The sequence below is a fragment of the Streptomyces sp. NPDC039462 genome, assembly GCF_055639375.1.
Window position 1 is genome coordinate 2,078,936 of record NZ_JBVKAO010000001.1, and the last position, 16,486, is coordinate 2,095,421.

Genomic DNA, 16,486 nt, shown 5'->3' on the forward strand with positions numbered 1-16,486 from the left:
GCCCCCACCGTCGAGAATCGGAGCTGGTCATGACATCCACCCCCGTGCCCGAAGTGCTGCGTGCGCCTCTCGTCGTCGAGTTTCCGTTCACCCGGTCCCTCGGGCCCGTACAGAGTGCCTTTCTCACCGGGCTGCGCGAGCGCACCGTACTCGGCGTGAAGACCACCGACGGGCACACGCTCGTCCCGCCCGTCGAATACGACCCCGTGACCGCCGACGAGATACGTGACCTGGTCGAGGTCGCCGCCACCGGCACCGTCACCACCTGGGCCTGGAACCACGAACCCCGCAGGGGACAGCCTCTGGACCGGCCCTTCGCATGGGTCCTCGTGAAGCTCGACGGCGCCGACACCGCCCTGCTGCACGCCCTGGACGCGCCGGGCCCCGACGCCGTCGAAACCGGCATGCGCGTCCGGATCCGCTGGGCCGCCGAGCGCATCGGCGCCATCACCGACATCGCCTGCTTCGAGGCCGACGAAGGTGCGGCAGGCGGCGAAGCCGGACCGCACACCGGGGAGTTCGGCGACCCCGTCACCGGCATCGTCGCCGCCGCGCGCCTCGACTACACCTACGCGCCCGGTCGCGCACAGACCGCCTACATCAAGGCACTGTCCGAGCGGAAGACCGTCGGCGAGCGCTGCCCGTCCTGCCGCAAGGTATACGTCCCGCCCCGCGGCGCCTGCCCCACCTGCGGCGTCGCCACGGAGGAACGGGTGGAGGTCGGACCGCGCGGCACCGTCACGACGTACTGCATCGTCAACATCAAGGCGAAGAATCTCGACATCGAAGTCCCGTATGTCTACGCGCACATCGCCCTGGACGGCGCGGACCTGGCTCTGCACGCACGCATCGCGGGCATCCCCTACGACCAGGTCCGCATGGGCCTGCGCGTCGAACCGGTGTGGACCGAGGGCGGCCGCTTCCCCGACCACTACCGGCCCACCGGCGAGCCCGACGCCGACTACGACACGTACAAGGAGCTGGTGTAGATGGCGCCCCACGAGTCGTCGCCCCGCAAGCCGTCCGTGATGCGGCCCGCCCGCGACGTCGCCATTGTCGCGTTCGGGCAGAGCGACCACCTGCGCACCACCGACGAGCTCTCCGAGGTCGAGATGCTCATGCCGGTGCTGCACGAGGTCCTCGCCGCCACCGGCATGAAGACCAGCGACATCGGGTTCACCTGCTCCGGCTCGTCGGACTACCTCGCGGGCCGCGCCTTCTCCTTCACGATGGCGCTCGACGGGGTGGGCGCCTGGCCGCCCATCTCCGAGTCGCACGTGGAGATGGACGGGGCCTGGGCCCTGTACGAGGCGTGGGTGAAGCTGCAGACCGGCGAGGCCGACACCGCGCTCGTCTACTCCTACGGCAAGTCGTCACCCGGCTCCGTGCGCGACGTGCTGACCCGGCAGCTCGACCCGTACTACGTCGCCCCGCTCTGGCCCGACTCCGTGGCGCTCGCCGCGCTCCAGGCGCAGGCACTGATCGACGCGGGGGAGACCGACGAGCCGGCTCTCGCAGGGATCGCACACCGCAGCCGCACGGACGCCACCGCCAACTCCCATGCCCAGCTGACGGGTTCGGTGGCACGCGGCGAGTACGCCGTACGTCCCCTGCGCACCGGGGACTGCCCGCCGATCGGCGACGGGGCGGCCGCCGTGATCCTCGCCGCGGGAGAGCGGGCCCGGGAACTGTGCGGGCGGCCGGCGTGGATCCGCGGCATCGACCACCGCATCGAGGCGCACGGACTCGGCGTACGCGACCTCACCGACTCACCGTCGACGCGCCTGGCCGCCGAGCGCGCCGGCGTCTTCGAACGCCCCGTCGACACAGCCGAACTGCACGCCCCCTTCACCTCGCAGGAGGTCGTCCTGCGCAAGGCCCTGAAGCTGGCGGACGACGTCGCCGTCAACCCCTCCGGCGGCGCACTCGCCGCCAATCCCATGATGGCCGCCGGACTCATCCGGCTCGGCGAGGCCGCCGCCCGCATCCACCGGGGCGCTTCGGACCGGGCCGTCGCCCACGCCACGTCCGGGCCCTGCCTGCAGCAGAACCTGGTCGCCGTCCTGGAAGGAGAGCCCCGTGTCCAAGGAGCCCGTGTCTGAGGCAGCCGTGTCCCAGGAATCCGTGTCCCAGGAATCCGTGTCCAAGGAACCCGTGGCGGTCGTCGGAATCGGCCAGACCAAGCACGTGGCGGCGCGGCGGGACGTGTCGATCGCGGGCCTCGTTCGCGAGGCCGCCCACCAGGCGCTCACGGACGCCGAGTTGGAGTGGGCCGACATCGACGCCGTCGTCATCGGCAAGGCGCCCGACTTCTTCGAGGGCGTGATGATGCCGGAGCTGTACCTGGCCGACGCGCTCGGCGCCGTCGGCAAACCCATGCTCCGCGTCCACACCGCGGGCTCCGTCGGCGGCTCCACGGCGCTCGTCGCCGCGAACCTCGTCGCGGGCCGCGTCCACGGCACGGTCCTCACCCTTGCCTTCGAAAAACAGTCGGAATCCAACGCGATGTGGGGTCTGTCGCTGCCCATCCCGTTCCAGCAGCCGCTGCTCGCCGGCGCGGGAGGCTTCTTCGCCCCGCACGTGCGCGCGTACATGCGGCGTACCGGCGCCCCCGACACGGTCGGCTCCCTCGTCGCGTACAAGGACCGGCGCAACGCCCTGAAGAACCCCTACGCCCACCTCCACGAGCACGACATCACCCTGGAGAAGGTGCAGGCGTCGCCGATGCTCTGGGACCCGATCCGCTACTCGGAGACCTGCCCGTCCTCCGACGGCGCCTGCGCGATGATCCTCACCGACCGTGCGGGCGCGGCCCGTTCGCCCCGGCCGCCCGCCTGGGTGCACGGCGGCGCCATGCGCAGCGAGCCGACCCTCTTCGCGGGCAAGGACTTCGTCTCCCCGCAGGCGGGCAAGGACTGCGCGGCCGACGTCTACCGGCAGGCAGGCATCGCGGACCCGCGCCGGGAGATCGACGCCGTCGAGATGTACGTGCCGTTCTCCTGGTACGAACCGATGTGGCTGGAGAACCTCGGTTTCGCGGCGGAGGGGGAGGGCTGGAAGCTCACCGAGTCCGGCGTCACGGAACTGGACGGCGACCTCCCGGTGAACATGTCCGGCGGCGTTCTGTCGACCAACCCCATCGGCGCCTCCGGCATGATCCGCTTCGCCGAGGCGGCACTTCAGGTGCGCGGCCAGGCGGGCGAGCACCAAGTCGACGGTGTCCGCAGGGCACTTGGCCATGCCTACGGCGGCGGCTCGCAGTTCTTCGCCATGTGGCTCGTCGGCGCCGAACCGCCCACCACCTGACGGGGACCGGCGACGCCGGACGGATCGAGGTCCTGCCCCCGCGGCCTGTCCGGCGCCCGGGGGTGAAAGCTAGGCTGGCGCCCGACCGACGCATTCGGGAGGAGCACGGACGTGGCCGACAGCACCACTCAGCAGCATCCGCTCGCGGGCTGGGACAAGCCGGAGCTCGACCTCAGCACGGCGGACTGGCGATCGAGCAGCGAGGGGCGCGGGGACGTGGAGATCGCCTTCGTCGAGGGCTTCGTCGCCATGCGCAACAGCGGCCGCCCGGAAAGCCCTTCCCTGATCTTCACCCCGGCGGAGTGGGGAGCCTTCGTCCACGGCGCCCGGGCGGGCGAGTTCGACCTGACGTAGCGGACCGCCCGGGGCTCAGCGCAGCACCACGCAGCCCCGGGTGTCCAGGGCGTCCAGGAGGCGGTCGCTGACGCGTACGTCGTTCCAGCGCAGGTCCAGCTTCTCCAGAGCGGGCAGCTCGGCGAGCCAGTCGGGAAGCTCCGTGAGCCGGTTGGCGCGCAGGTCGACGCGGCGCAGCAGGGGCAGGCCGCGCAGGGCGCCCGGCACCTCGGTGAAGGCGTTCTCGCGCAGCTCCAGTTCGCGCAGCTCGGAGAGGCGGCCGACGCCCGTCGGCAGCCCGGTCAGGCGGTTGCCGCGGAGCCAGAGCTCCCGGAGTGCGCCGAGTGAGCCGATCGACTCGGGGAGGTGGGCCAACTCGTTGTGCTGGGCGCGCAGTTCCACGAGCCCGGCCAGGCCGCCGAGCGTGTCGGGGAGTGCGGTCAGACGGTTCTCGCCGACGTTCAGATACGCGAGCCGGGTGAGGCGGCCGAGGGACGCGGGCAGCTCGGTGAGCGCGTTGTCGTGGAGGTAGAGGAAACGGCTGAGGGCCGTGAGATCGCCGATCTCGTCGGGGACCGCGCGCAGCTTGTTGTGGCCGAGGTCGAGGGTGTGCAGCGAGGTGAGCGTGCCGATGCGGGCGGGCAGGCTCGTGAGCGCGTTGTCGGGCAGGAGCAGGATCTCCGGGCCGGGGTGGCGCCACACCTCGTCCGGTATGGCGTCGAGGCCGTCGCGCCAGTAGTTCAGTACGGATTCGTGGGTCACGGGAACTCCGCCGTCGATGGGGCCGCCATTGTGCCTGGGGGCGGGGCCGAGGTTGACTCAGGGGCGTGGGTCGACCGCAGGGGCGTCGGGCCAGGGGTGCGTCGGGCCCGGGACGGCTTGCCGGTTCGCGCGGGTTCACGCGGGAAAGCTCCGTGGCTGGTCGCGCCGTCGTCCGCCCCCGCGAGGCGCGCCCGCCCCCGCGCCGGAACGCCCCGCAGGCCACGTACCATAGGCGCATGTCCTTCCTCCGCCGCCGCAGCTCCGCCACTCCCGCGGGCCCGGACTTCGATGTCCTGGCCATGGACCCCGGTGACTGGCCCGGCAATCTCGGCGCGGGCCTGCTGCCCGCCCCCGACGGCAGCTGCCAGGGCGTCTTCCTGCGCTACGACCTGTTCGGCGGCCGCGGCCCCGCGATGATCATCGGCAACCTCCCCGAGGGCTCGCCGGCGCGCGAGACCGCCGAGGGCGAGGTCCCCTTCGAGGTGGCCCAGCTCCTCCTCGCGCTGGAGAACGACGAGGACGTCACGGTCGTCTCCGCCGAGGACGTGCCGGTGATGCAGGGCGACAACCTCCTCATCGTGCGCCGTCTCAAGCTCTCCGAGAGCCGGATCTCCTGCGTGCAGTTCGACCGCAGTGACAACGTCCTGGTGACCATCGCCGCCTGGGACCGGCCGATCACCGACGACCTGTACGCGCTCCTGAAGCCGCTGCCCGCGGAGCTGTTCCAGCAGGGCTGACGGCAGCGCTCTTCCCGCAGGGCCCAAGGCCCGCGCCGCAGCACCCGCGTCGACGCCGACACCCGCACTTCCGTCCAAGTACTGCCCCGTTCCGTCCAAGGAGCGGGGCACTTTTGTGCCGTGCTCGTGCCGGTCCTCTTGTCAGCCCAGTCATCGGACTTTTAACGTGACCGGTCATGACTCAGGGGATCACGCGAAGGACGACCATGAGGTCCGTGCTCGGCGGCGCGGCCGCCGCAGCCGCTCCGTCCGTAGGGGACGGCGGGCTCGGCGGCGCCCGGTCGGCCTCCGCGGCCACCGACACATCGGATCACGACACCTCCGATGAATTACTGCTCTGGTACGACGCTCCCGCCGCCGACTGGGAGCGTGAGGCCCTGCCTGTCGGCAACGGAGCCCTGGGCGCGATGATCTTCGGCACCCTCACCTCCGAACGGCTCCAGTTCAACGAGAAGACGCTGTGGACCGGCGGCCCCGGCTCCCGGGAGGGCTACGACTTCGGCAACTGGCGCGCGCCCAGGCCCGGCGCCCTCGACGCCGTGCGCGACGAGCTCGACGAGAAGGGGCGGCTCGCCCCGGACGCCGTCGCCGCGGAGCTCGGCCAGGCCCGGCGCGGCTACGGAGCCCACCAGACCTTCGGTGACCTGCACATCGACGTGCCGGGCGCGCCGGCCGCCCCCGACGCCACATACCGCCGCGCCCTCGACCTCGGACAGGGCATCGCGTCCGTCACGTACACGCATGAACAGGTGCGCCACCACAGGGAGTTCTTCGCCTCGTACCCCGACAAGGTGATCGTCGGACGGCTCTCCGCCGACCGTGCCGCGCAGGTCACCTGCACTCTCCGCTACACCTCACCGCGCACCGACTTCACCGCGACAGCGGACGAGGACCGCATCACGGTCCGGGGTGAACTCGCCGACAACGCGCTGGAGTTCGAGGCCCAGCTGCGCATCAGGCAGCAGGGCGGGACGCGCGCCGCGAACGGCGACGGCAGCGTCACGGTGACCGGCGCCGACCACGTCTGGTTCGTCCTCGCCGCGGGCACGGACTACGCCGACACCTACCCCGACTACCGCGGCGACGACCCGCACACCGCCGTGACCCGCACGGTCGACCAAGCCGTCTCGGCGGGCCACCGCGCACTGCGCACCCGCCACCTGCGCGACCACCGCGCCCTCTTCGACCGCGTCACCCTCGACATCGGCCAGGCGCTCCCCGCCGACGTGCCCACGGACCGGCTGCTCAAGCAGTACGGGAGCGGGGGGAGCGCCACCGCCGACCGGGCGCTGGAAGGGCTCTTCTTCCAGTACGGCCGCTACCTCCTCATCGCCTGCTCGCGCGCGGGATCACTGCCCGCCAACCTCCAGGGCGTCTGGAACAACAGCACCACCCCGCCCTGGTCGGCCGACTACCACACCAACATCAACCTCCAGATGAACTACTGGCCCGCCGAAGCCGCCAATCTCCCCGAGACGACCGCCCCGTACGACCGCTTCGTCGAGGCCCTGCGCGCACCCGGGCGGCGCACCGCCAAGGAGATGTTCGGCAGTCGCGGCTGGGTCGTGCACAACGAGACCAACCCCTACGGCTTCACCGGCGTCCACGACTGGTCGACCGCTTTCTGGTTCCCGGAGGCCGCCGCCTGGCTCACCGCGCAGCTGTACGAGCACTACCGCTTCGGCGGCTCCACCGAGTACCTGCGCACCACCGCGTACCCGGTGATGAAGGAGGCCGCCGAGTTCTGGCTCGACAACCTGCGCACCGACCCGCGCGACGGCACCCTGACCGTCACGCCCAGCTACTCGCCCGAGCACGGCGACTTCACCGCGGGCGGCGCCATGGCCCAGCAGATCGTCCACGACCTGCTCACCAACACCCTGGAAGCCGCCCGCGTGCTCGGCGACTCGCCGCCCTTCCGTGCCGAGCTGAAGAAGACCCTCGACGCCCTCGACCCCGGGCTGCGCATCGGCTCCTGGGGGCAACTCCAGGAGTGGAAGGAGGACGTGGACGACCGCACGGACGACCACCGGCACGTCTCGCACCTGTACGCCCTCCACCCCGGACGGCAGATCGAGCCGGGCAGCGAGTGGGCCGAGGCGGCGAGGGTCTCCCTCACGGCGCGCGGCGACGGCGGCACCGGCTGGTCCAAGGCCTGGAAAATCAACTTCTGGGCACGCCTGCGCGACGGCGACCACGCCCACAGGATGCTCGGCGAACAGCTGAAGTCCTCGACGCTGCCCAACCTCTGGGACACCCACCCGCCGTTCCAGATCGACGGCAACTTCGGCGCGACGTCGGGCATCGTCGAAATGCTCCTGCAGAGCCAGCACGACGCCATCGAGATCCTGCCCGCGCTCCCCGCGGCCTGGCCCGCAGGATCCGTACGCGGCCTGCGGGCCCGCGGCGGCGCGACCCTCGACATCGACTGGGCGTCGGGCCGCGCCACCCGCATCGCCCTGAAAGCCGCACGCACCCGCGAACTCACCCTGCATAGCGACCTGTTCAACGGCGGCACGAAGACCGTGAAGGCGCGCGCAGGGCAGCGATACGTCTTCGACTGAACCCCGGCGGGCGCGTCGTCCCTCGTACGGCGACGACCCATCGGGCCCGGACCCGCGTCCACCGCGGGCCCGGACCCGACCGCCGCTACCGCGTCATGAACCGGACCGTTCCACCCGCACGTCCGCCGCGCGCACATAGCCGATCCGGTGCCCGTACTGGATCACGTAGTACGTGTCCTTGCCGCGCACCACCGTGTGCCGCGAGGTGTCGAACGTCGGGGCGTAGAAGTACTCGCCCGGCACCTTGTCGCCGACCACGTACTTCTGGCCCGCGAGGATCTTGTACGGCAGCGGGGAGACGGCCTGCACCGGGACACCCGCCGGGTAGGCCTCCTTCTCCGGGTACGCCCGCCCGTACACCGGGACCTCGGTCGCGCCGGCCTTCGGCGTCACCACGAGGCCCTTCGCGTGGACCGCGGTGGGCTGCTTCGCCGGGTTCTTGAACCAGGCCTTCTGGCCGAGGTACCAGACGGCCGTCCAGTCGCCCCTGCGCTCGGCGACCGCGTACTGCTGGCCGGTGGAGAGCCGCGCGCCGACGTCGTTCACGTCGATCGTGGAATCCTGGCCGCCGGGACGCTTGCCGATGTCCTTGATCAGCGGCGCGTCGTCACGCGGCTCGGTGTGCACGCGCACGGCCGCCGAACCGTGCGGCACGCACGTCTCGCCGGGCTTCACGCAGCCCGTGTACTCGGGCCGGTTCTTGGCGTACTCGGGCGCCACCGTCACCACTCCGCCACCCGGGCCCGCGGTGGCACGGAACGGCTTGCCGAGCAGCGTGAAGTAGTGCTGCCAGTCCCAGTACGGCCCCGGATCCGTGTGCATGCCGGGGATGGTGGAGGCCACGGTGCCCTGGACGTTGTCGTGGCCGAGGATGTGCTGGCGGTCCAGCGGGATGTCGTACTTCTTGGCGAGGTACTTCACCAGGCGGGCCGACGTGCGGTACATGGCCTCCGTGTACCAGGTGTCGGGTGCGGTGAGGAAGCCCTCGTGCTCGAGGCCGATCGACTTGGCGTTCACGTACCAGTTGCCGGCGTGCCAGGCGACGTCCTTGGCCTTCACGTGCTGGGCGATGTGGCCGTCGGTGGAGCGCAGGGTGTACTGCCACGACACGTAGGTCGGGTCCTGCACCATGTTCAGGACGCCCTCCCACCTGCCCTCGGTGTCGTGGACGATGATCGAGTCGATGCTCTGGCTCTTCGGCCGGTTCGACTTGTCGTGGTTGCCGTAGTCCGGATTGCCGTTGGGGTCCTTGAACTCCTCGTACGGCGCGGGAATCCACTCGCACGACACCGTCCTCGGGCACTCCGTCTGCCCTGCCGGCGCCTTGCGCAGGCCCATGCGTTTCAGCTGCGCGGAGTCGGGCCTCAGACCCGGCTCGGGCGCCAGCGCGACGCGCTGGCCCGCGTCGGTGGTGCGCCGCTCGCCGTCCCGGATCACCGCGAACACGTCGTTGGCGTACGTGGCCGCGGTCGCCTCGTCGTCCGCGCCGGAGAAACGGGCGACGGCGCCGTACCAGTCGGCGGGGTCGTCGCTCAGCGGCTTGCCGAGCTTGCGCTGGGCCGCCGCGAGCAGGGCCGCGCCGCCCTCCACGTTCGCCGCGGGATCGGTGCGCAGCTCGTCGGCCGACCGGCCGGTCAGCTCGGCCGCGCGGGGCAACGTCCTAAGCCGTGCGGGGAGTTCGGTCTCCTCGGGCAGCTTGGCCCGCGGCGGGGCGGGGCGTGAGGTGTCACCGCGCGGGTCCTCGTCGCCCTCGCTGTGGTGCGGGGCCGAGGCCAGGGCGGTGCGCGCGTCGGTCAGGTGCATGGGGCCGTAGCCCCCGGTGACGCTGGCCGCGCCGCCGTGCGCGTCCCAGCGCGACTGCAGGTACGAGACGCCGAGCAGCACGCTCTGGGGCACGCGGTACTCGGCGGCGGCCGACGCGAAGGCTCCCTGGAGCCGTTCCGCGGGGGCCTGCTGGGGAGCGCCGGACGACGGGGCCGCGCCGAGCAGCGGCACCAGCAGACCGGCGGACGCGAGTACGCCCGCCGTTCTGACGGCGTGTCTGCGGGCGGACGAGGTGGGGGCGGTGTCGGATCCTCGCAATGCAGCCTCCTGGGCCGATGAAGCGTGACGGGGCGTGCGGGGCCGGGCGTGCGTCAGTGGTACCGGCTCTCCGACGATCCGTCAATCATCCCCAGGAGTCGGGATTTCGCATGTCAGCGCCGGTTCCGGCGGGTCGGTGGCGGGTTTTCGCCGGGGGTGGCCCCACCGCCTGCGGCGCGTCAGTGGCGTGGACCAGTGAAGGCGGGCCCATGAGCGGGGGGCCGTGCTCAGTCGAGGACCGCGGTGGCCTCGACCTCGACGAGATGGGCGGGTACGTCAAGTGCCGCGACGCCCAACAGGGTGCTGGGCGGCACCGGCGTGACGCCCAGTTTCGCGGCGGCTCGCGCGATCCCTTCCAGGAGCAGCGGCATCTTGTCGGGGGTCCAGTCGACGACGTGCACGGTCAGCTTCGCCACGTCGTCGAAGGAGCCGCCCACCGCGGCCAGGGCGGTGCCGACGTTGAGGTAGCACTGTTCGACCTGAGCGGCGAGGTCGCCCTCGCCGACCGTGGCCCCCTCCGCGTCCCAGGAAACCTGCCCTGCGACGAAGACCAGCCTCGATCCCGAAGCGATCGACACCTGCCGGTACACGTCGATCTCCGGCAGGCCTTCGGGGTTCACCAGAGTGATGGTCATGTGGTTGTCCGCCTCCTCGACCAAGGTGCCCTTGGTCTCTTGTGGTTACTCGGGAACCGTAGGAGAGTCAGCCCTGACGTGGAAGAACGCACTTTTCAGTGACGGGGGAACCTGATGGTGACCAAGCAGTACGACGGCTCGGCCGACGAGGCGGACCTGCGGCGCGCGGACTCGCTGGCCCGGGAGATCTTCTCGGACATCGCCAACAAGTGGGCGCTCCTGATCATCGAGGCGCTGGGGGAGGGGACCCTGCGCTTCAGCGAGGTGCGGAGCCAGGTCGAGGGCATCAGCCACAAGATGCTCACCCAGAACCTGCGCATGATGGAGCGCAACGGCCTGGTCGAGCGGACCGTGCACCCCACCGTCCCGCCGAAGGTCGAATACACCCTCACCGAGCCCGGCCGACGCCTGCGGGAGACGGTCGACGGCATGTGCGCCTGGACGCACCGGTACCTGGGCCAGATCGAGACCTCCCGCCGCCGCTTCGACAGCTGACACCGCCGCTTCGACACCTGACACCGCCACCAGGACGGGCTGCTGCTGCCCGTCCTGGTCCACTGCCCGTCCTGGCCCACCGCACGGAACTAACGGCCCCCGTCGGCCTCGGTGCCGCCCGGAACACCGCGGCGCACCCCGATCTCCAGGCGCGGCCAGTCCGCCAGGTCCCGCAGCAGTTGCCGGTCGTGCGTCGCGACCACCACCGCGGCGCTCGTGGCGCGGATCGCGTCGGTCAACTCGTCGACCAGGGCGGACGACAGGTGGTTGGTCGGCTCGTCGAGCAGGATCAGGCCGGGCCGCCCGGCCAGCGCCAACGCGAGGTCCAGGCGCCGCCGCTGCCCCTCCGACATCCGCCCGACCGGTGTGCGCAGCGCGTCGCGGTCCAGCAGCCCGACCGAGCCGAGCGGGACGGCATCGGCGTCGCGGAGTACTCCGCGGGCCACCAACTGCCCCACGTGGCGGGCGTGCACCTCGCGCGCGGTGAGCCCGGGCTGCTGCCCGGCGGTCTCCTGGGTGACCCGGACGACCCGCGCCCCCGCCGCCGTACGAACGTATCCCTCCGTGGGCGTGAGCGAACCGGCGAGCACCGCGAGCAGCGTGGACTTCCCGGCCCCGTTCGGCCCGGTGACCAGCAGCCGGTCGCCGCCGTCGAGGGCGAGGTCGACCGGGCAGGGGAGCCGCCCGTCGACCGTGACGCCGTGCGCCCGCAACTGCGGCGCCCCGGGCCGGACACCCGGGTCGGGCCACCGCAGGGCCGGCGGTGGCTCCGGCACGTCGATCCGATGCGCCTCCAGAGCGTCCTGCTGCCGCTTCAGCGCCTGTACGACACCGGGCGCGCGGGACTGGCGCTGGTGCTTGCCGGTTCCCTTGTCCGGCCGCCAGCCGGTGGAGAGCCGGTCGCGGGCCTTCGACGCCGCGTCCCGCAGCCGCCGGTGCTCCTCCTGCTGCTCCTCGTGGTCCTGCTCCCAGCGCTCACGCTCGCGACGCCGCGCGTCCTGCCACGCGTCGTACCCGCCGGCGTACAGGCGCGTCCTGCCGTCGCGGGTGGGGTCGAGGTCGAGGAACCGGTCCGCGATGTCGCGGAGCAGCGCGCGGTCGTGGCTGACGAGGGCGAGGCCGCCGTCGTGTTCGCGCAGCCTGCGGGTGAGGAAGCCGAGACCGTCGGCGTCGAGGTGGTTGGTCGGCTCGTCGAGCAGCAGGACGTCGTGCCGCGCGCCGAGCAGACACGCCAGCCGGACCCGGTAGCGCTGCCCGACCGACAGGGTGGACAGCGGGCGTTGCCGGTCCGTGCAGGCGCCGAGGGCTTCGAGCGCGACGTCGACGCGGCGTTCGGCGTCCCACGCGTCGAGCCGGGTGGCGGCGTCGAGCGCGGCTGTGTAGCGGTCGTCGGCCGTGGGGTCGCCCTCGGCCATGGCGAGGGTCGCCTCGTCCAGGGCGGCGAGGGCCGCGAGCGAGGCGGCCAGGGCCTCGGACGTGAGGGTGCCCACCGTCTCGCCGTCCCGCGCGGACAGCTCCTGACGGGCCAGGCCGATCGTGCCGGCCCGGTGCACGGTGCCCTCGTCGGGGGCGATCAGCCCGGCGAGGACGTGCAGCAGGGTCGTCTTGCCCCGGCCGTTCTCGCCGACGACGGCGATCCTCGACCGGGCGGAGACGGTGACCGACACGTCGTTCAGGACATGCCGGGATCCCAGGGTGACGCTGATGCCTTCGGCGCGTACGTGGGCGCTGTCGCCTGCCTCGACGGGCAGGCCGGACAGGCCGGTCGGGGCGGGGGAGCCGGACAGGGATGTGGCTTCGGGGGAGGGGAAGAGGTTCACGGGGTTGCTCCGCAGCTCGCAGTGGAGCCGGGCAGCGGAAAGCTGCCGCCCGGCGGGAACCGGGACGGCGAGCGCTCGTTCAGTGGGAGAAGGCGCCGCCGTCAGCGGGCGGAGCGGACCTTCTGCGACCAGATACCTCGTGCCATGACCTCAGGCTAACAGCGCGGTTCTTCGATCTCCTGTGCATTTTCGGTGCCGGGCAGCGCCGACCCGAGCCCGGCTGTGCGGTCGGTCGGCGGTCACCGGATGTCGCCGGTCCAGTCGAAGCGGCGCGGGGCGCCGGGACGTGGGCGGTACGTCGCCCGGCCGCCGGCGCCGAACTGCCCCAGCTCCGTCCGGAGAGCGGCACCGGCGTCGATTTCCTCCTGCGTCCAGCCGGTGATGTCGAGCAGCAGCCCGTCCAGTGGGCCGCCGACCAACTCGGCGTAGCACTGACCCGGGCGCGGGCCCGGGTGGTCGTGATCCTGGCCGTAGACCCGGCCGCGCAGCAGCTGCTCGTCGTCGCTGTCCATACGGACCAGCCTCCCAGCCGCCACTGACAACGGGGCCTCGGTCAGTGGCCGGACGACGGTTCCAGATGCGCGCGTTCCCCCTGCGCCCCGAACAGGGCGAGCAACTCCGCGGGGCGGCTGTCGGCGCTGCCGATCCAGTGGGGGATGCGGGTGTCGAACTCCGCGGCCTCGCCGACGCCGAGCCGGAACTCCCGTTCGCCGAGCACGAACCTGACCCGGCCGTCGAGGACGTAGAACCACTCGTAGCCCTCATGGGTCTGCAGCTTCGTCGTGGGCGCCCGGCCGGCGGGCGGATGGATCACCTTGTAGGCCTGGATGCCACCGGGCCGCCTGGTCAGCGGCACCAGCACGAGACCGGACCGCCGCACCGGACGCAGGTGGACGCGCGGGTCCCCGGTGGGCGGCGCCGCGACGAGGTCGTCGAGCGGGACGTCGTGCGCCCGGGCCAGGGGCAGCAGTTGTTCCAGCGTGGGGCGGAGTTTGCCGTTCTCCAGACGGGACAGGGTGCTCGCCGTGAGGCCGGTCTCCGTCGCCAGCGCCGCCAAGGTGGTGCCGCGCGCCCGGCGCAGGGCGCGCAGCCGCGGCCCGACGCCGGCCAGCACGTCTCCGGTGCGGTCATTTCCGCTGTCGTTGCTGCTGTCGTTTCTGCCATCCGTGCTCTCCATGGCCCGATGGTGCCCCGACAGTGCGGATCCGCAACTTTTCTTGCCGGATGGAAAAGGTGGTGCCGATGCTGTCGGTACACCACCGGCGTCACCGGCGCGGATCGCATCGCGCTCGGCACGCCGGCCGACGAAGGGGCACCTCCCATGGATTCCACCGGAAGCCGACACTCTGCAAACGGAGCCGACGACGGCGGCGGCGCCGAACTGTTCTGGGAGCAGCACTACCGCGCCCGGCGCACCTGGGGCGGACGCGTCAACCCGCTGCTCGCCGAGACCGTCGCATCGCTGCGCCCGGGTGCGGCTCTGGACCTGGGGTGCGGTGCCGGTGGCGACGCCCTCTGGCTCGCCCGGCAGGGCTGGCACGTCACCGCCGTGGACATCTCCGCCACCGTCGTCGAACGGGTGCGGGAACGCGCCCAGGACCTGGGCCTCGGAGACCGGGTCGCCACCGAACAGCACGATCTGGCCGACAGCTTCCCCGACGGCCGGTTCGATCTGGTCTCCGCCCAGTACTTCCAGACCCCGTTCGCCCTGCCCCGAGGCCGGGTCCTGCGCACCGCCGCTCAGGCCCTGCGGCCCGGTGGTCTGCTGCTGGTCGTCGACCACGGCTCCACCGCCCCCTGGTCGTGGAACCAGGACCCCGACACCCACTACCCCACACCCACCGAGACCGCCGCCGAACTCCAGCTCGACCCGGCGTACTGGTCCGTCCTGCGTGCCGACATGCCCCGGCGCCGGGCCACAGGCCCCACCGGCGAGACGGCCACCGTCATCGACAACGTCCTGCTCGTCCGGCGCGCCACCGCCTGACGCAGTCCCTTGGCTCATGCGGAACGGAGTATCGCGATGAAGGACACCGGACTCCTCGGGGCCGGGGCCGCCGAGAAAGCCATGCTGCGGAGCTTCCTCGACCAGCTGCGGACCTCGATCGCCGACAAGGTCGCGGGCGCGCCCGAACCGCAGGTCCGCACCGGCGGAGTCCCCTCGGGCACCAGCCTGCTCGGGCTGCTCAAGCATCTGGGGTTCGTCGAACGGTTCTACTTCCTCGGCGAGGAACCCGGCGACTGGCGCGCGACGATGCGGCCGTCCACGCACGACACCGTCGACAGCGTGCTGGCCGACTACCGGCGGACCGTCGAGCAGGCGAACCAGGTCATCGAGGCCTGCCCGGACCTGGCCTTCCTCGCCCCGCGGCCCCCGCGCCGGGGACCGGCGCCCTCGATGCGGTGGGTCCTGGTGCACATGATCGAGGAGACCGGCCGGCACGCCGGTCACGCGGACATCCTCCGCGAGCAGATCGACGGCTCGACCGGCCGCTGACGAGCCGGCGGAGACGGACGTCCACGACAGCCGCGACGGTACGAACACGACGGCACGAAAAAGCCCCGACTGGACGGGGGAGACCAGCCGGGGCGGTAAAGCGTGGCGAGCGGAGGGCGGTCGCCTCTCGGCGAAAGGCTCCATGGGGCTTCAGCCGAACGATCTTCCCCATGGGCTATAGGTGAGGCCCGGGGACACTGTCCCCTCCGCAGCCACACTTACCTGAACGACGGACCACCCCTTGTTGTTCCAGATGCGTGCCCTATACAGGGTGATGTGGCGCACACGTCACACGAAGCGGCGCACGAAGGCCAGTGCGACGTCGGCGACCTCCTGCCACCTGCTGTCGAGCGTCAGCGCGTGGTCCCGCCCGTACAGCTCGACGATCTCCGTGACGCACGGGCTGCGCTTCTGCCGCTTGTACGCGCCGCTGGCGAGCGCCCAGGGGATGGCGTTGTCCTGGCCGCCCGAGACGATCAGGAGCGGCCCGCGCCGGGGATTGCGGCAGTTGGCCTTGACCTCTGTGCGCGGATTGAAGTTGGCGAGCGCCGCCTGCATGGGCGGGGCGCAGGGCGCGGGCACGGCGTACCGCTCGTAGAGGGACCGGGCCTCCTCCTCGCTGACGGCGTTGGCGTAGGCGTAGCGGAACTGCTCGAAGGTCAGCGGCTTGGCGCGCTTCCGGTTGGCCGGGTTGGCGATCATGGGGAGCAGTGAGCGCACCGTCGACAGCGGCATCGCGAGGACACCGCGGAACGGCGCCGGGTCGATCGCCACCGAGGCGGCCGACAGGCCGCGGCCCGCGAGGATCTGCGTCAGCAGCCCGCCGACGGAGTGGCCGATCACCACGGGTTTGCGCTCCAACGTGCCGATGAGCCCGGCGAGATGATCGGCGACCTGTCCGACCGTCGTGCCCGCCATGGCCTCGGGGTGCTGCCTGGCCTCGGTCGTCGTCGCCGGTTCACCCGGCCATGTCAGGGCGACCGGAGCGAACCCGGCGGCTTCGAAGTGCGGGAGCCAGTGGTCCCAGCTGCTCGCCAGCATCCACAGGCCGTGCACGAACACGGCGGGCGTGCGACCGGAGGTGTTGGCCCGGTGGATCTGCTCTGCGTCGGTTGCGGACATACCCTGACGCTACGGGCGGAAGGCCCCGGCCGTCAGCGCCACTCGGCACTGTGGCCGATACTGCCGCCCGCGGTTCCGGAACGTGCCCCCCCCACGTGTGTCGGCGGTCGGGGGGCCTTTCTCGCGGCACGCT

At 71.9% G+C, this 16,486-nt stretch carries 16 protein-coding genes; 9 read left to right on the top strand and 7 right to left on the bottom strand.

Going from position 1 to position 16,486, the window contains the following annotated elements; genetic code table 11:
* Window positions 1-44 precede the first annotated feature (44 nt).
* The 4 genes from ACZ7LU_RS08385 (at window position 45) to ACZ7LU_RS08400 (ending at window position 3,660) form a co-directional block, all read left to right on the top strand.
* A complete protein-coding gene (locus ACZ7LU_RS08385) occupies window positions 45-989 on the top strand; it encodes a Zn-ribbon domain-containing OB-fold protein (protein ID WP_471916508.1) in 945 nt (314 codons plus the stop codon).
* Window positions 990-2,102 (top strand): thiolase domain-containing protein, encoded by a 1,113-nt coding sequence (locus ACZ7LU_RS08390; protein WP_471916131.1) that lies wholly within the window; start codon window positions 990-992, stop codon window positions 2,100-2,102.
* Between the two features lie 37 nt (window positions 2,103-2,139).
* Window positions 2,140-3,306 (top strand): thiolase domain-containing protein, encoded by a 1,167-nt coding sequence (locus ACZ7LU_RS08395; RefSeq protein ID WP_471916509.1) that lies wholly within the window; start codon window positions 2,140-2,142, stop codon window positions 3,304-3,306.
* A 111-nt stretch (window positions 3,307-3,417) separates the two neighbouring features.
* The gene (locus tag ACZ7LU_RS08400) at window positions 3,418-3,660 is read left to right on the top strand and encodes a DUF397 domain-containing protein (RefSeq protein ID WP_398304185.1); all 243 of its coding nucleotides are present in this window, start codon (window positions 3,418-3,420) and stop codon (window positions 3,658-3,660) included.
* A 15-nt stretch (window positions 3,661-3,675) separates the two neighbouring features.
* On the opposite strand, the gene ACZ7LU_RS08405 is transcribed toward ACZ7LU_RS08400, so the two are convergent.
* Window positions 3,676-4,401: a leucine-rich repeat domain-containing protein gene (locus ACZ7LU_RS08405; RefSeq protein ID WP_471916132.1), complete on the bottom strand. Its 726-nt coding sequence runs from the start codon at window positions 4,399-4,401 to the stop codon at window positions 3,676-3,678.
* A gap of 236 nt (window positions 4,402-4,637) precedes the next feature.
* Between ACZ7LU_RS08405 and ACZ7LU_RS08410 the strand changes: the two genes are divergently transcribed.
* Complete coding sequence (locus ACZ7LU_RS08410) at window positions 4,638-5,138, top strand: hypothetical protein (RefSeq protein WP_468307489.1); 501 nt, start codon at window positions 4,638-4,640, stop codon at window positions 5,136-5,138.
* Between the two features lie 332 nt (window positions 5,139-5,470).
* Window positions 5,471-7,702 (top strand): glycoside hydrolase family 95 protein, encoded by a 2,232-nt coding sequence (locus ACZ7LU_RS08415; protein ID WP_471916510.1) that lies wholly within the window; start codon window positions 5,471-5,473, stop codon window positions 7,700-7,702.
* A gap of 93 nt (window positions 7,703-7,795) precedes the next feature.
* Here the strand turns inward: ACZ7LU_RS08415 and ACZ7LU_RS08420 are convergent, their stop codons facing one another.
* Both ACZ7LU_RS08420 and ACZ7LU_RS08425 read right to left on the bottom strand, forming a co-directional pair.
* A complete protein-coding gene (locus ACZ7LU_RS08420; RefSeq protein ID WP_471916133.1) occupies window positions 7,796-9,784 on the bottom strand; it encodes an N-acetylmuramoyl-L-alanine amidase in 1,989 nt (662 codons plus the stop codon).
* A 227-nt stretch (window positions 9,785-10,011) separates the two neighbouring features.
* A complete protein-coding gene (locus ACZ7LU_RS08425; RefSeq protein WP_468084565.1) occupies window positions 10,012-10,419 on the bottom strand; it encodes a RidA family protein in 408 nt (135 codons plus the stop codon).
* A gap of 114 nt (window positions 10,420-10,533) precedes the next feature.
* Here ACZ7LU_RS08425 and ACZ7LU_RS08430 point away from each other — a divergent pair, with 114 nt between their 5' ends.
* Entirely contained in the window at window positions 10,534-10,914 is a 381-nt protein-coding gene (locus ACZ7LU_RS08430) for a winged helix-turn-helix transcriptional regulator (protein ID WP_471916134.1), read from the top strand.
* An 89-nt stretch (window positions 10,915-11,003) separates the two neighbouring features.
* On the opposite strand, the gene ACZ7LU_RS08435 is transcribed toward ACZ7LU_RS08430, so the two are convergent.
* The 3 genes from ACZ7LU_RS08435 to ACZ7LU_RS08445 all read right to left on the bottom strand — a co-directional run bounded on the left by ACZ7LU_RS08435 (window position 11,004) and on the right by ACZ7LU_RS08445 (window position 13,911).
* Window positions 11,004-12,734, bottom strand: coding sequence for an ABC-F family ATP-binding cassette domain-containing protein (locus ACZ7LU_RS08435; protein WP_471916135.1), 1,731 nt, complete (start codon window positions 12,732-12,734; stop codon window positions 11,004-11,006).
* Window positions 12,735-12,973: 239 nt separating this feature from the next.
* Entirely contained in the window at window positions 12,974-13,246 is a 273-nt protein-coding gene (locus tag ACZ7LU_RS08440; protein ID WP_398304203.1) for a hypothetical protein, read from the bottom strand.
* A gap of 41 nt (window positions 13,247-13,287) precedes the next feature.
* Window positions 13,288-13,911 carry a helix-turn-helix domain-containing protein gene (locus ACZ7LU_RS08445; RefSeq protein ID WP_468307468.1) on the bottom strand — a complete coding sequence of 208 codons (624 nt, stop codon included), beginning with the start codon at window positions 13,909-13,911 and terminating at the stop codon, window positions 13,288-13,290.
* Window positions 13,912-14,055: 144 nt separating this feature from the next.
* On the opposite strand from ACZ7LU_RS08445, the gene ACZ7LU_RS08450 reads away from it, so the two are divergent.
* Window positions 14,056-14,721, top strand: a complete 666-nt coding sequence (locus ACZ7LU_RS08450) for an SAM-dependent methyltransferase (protein ID WP_468714179.1) — start codon at window positions 14,056-14,058, stop codon at window positions 14,719-14,721.
* Window positions 14,722-14,757: 36 nt separating this feature from the next.
* Window positions 14,758-15,231: a DinB family protein gene (locus ACZ7LU_RS08455; RefSeq protein WP_471916136.1), complete on the top strand. Its 474-nt coding sequence runs from the start codon at window positions 14,758-14,760 to the stop codon at window positions 15,229-15,231.
* A gap of 288 nt (window positions 15,232-15,519) precedes the next feature.
* Here the strand turns inward: ACZ7LU_RS08455 and ACZ7LU_RS08460 are convergent, their stop codons facing one another.
* The gene (locus ACZ7LU_RS08460; protein WP_471110236.1) at window positions 15,520-16,353 is read right to left on the bottom strand and encodes an alpha/beta hydrolase; all 834 of its coding nucleotides are present in this window, start codon (window positions 16,351-16,353) and stop codon (window positions 15,520-15,522) included.
* Window positions 16,354-16,486 lie beyond the last annotated feature (133 nt).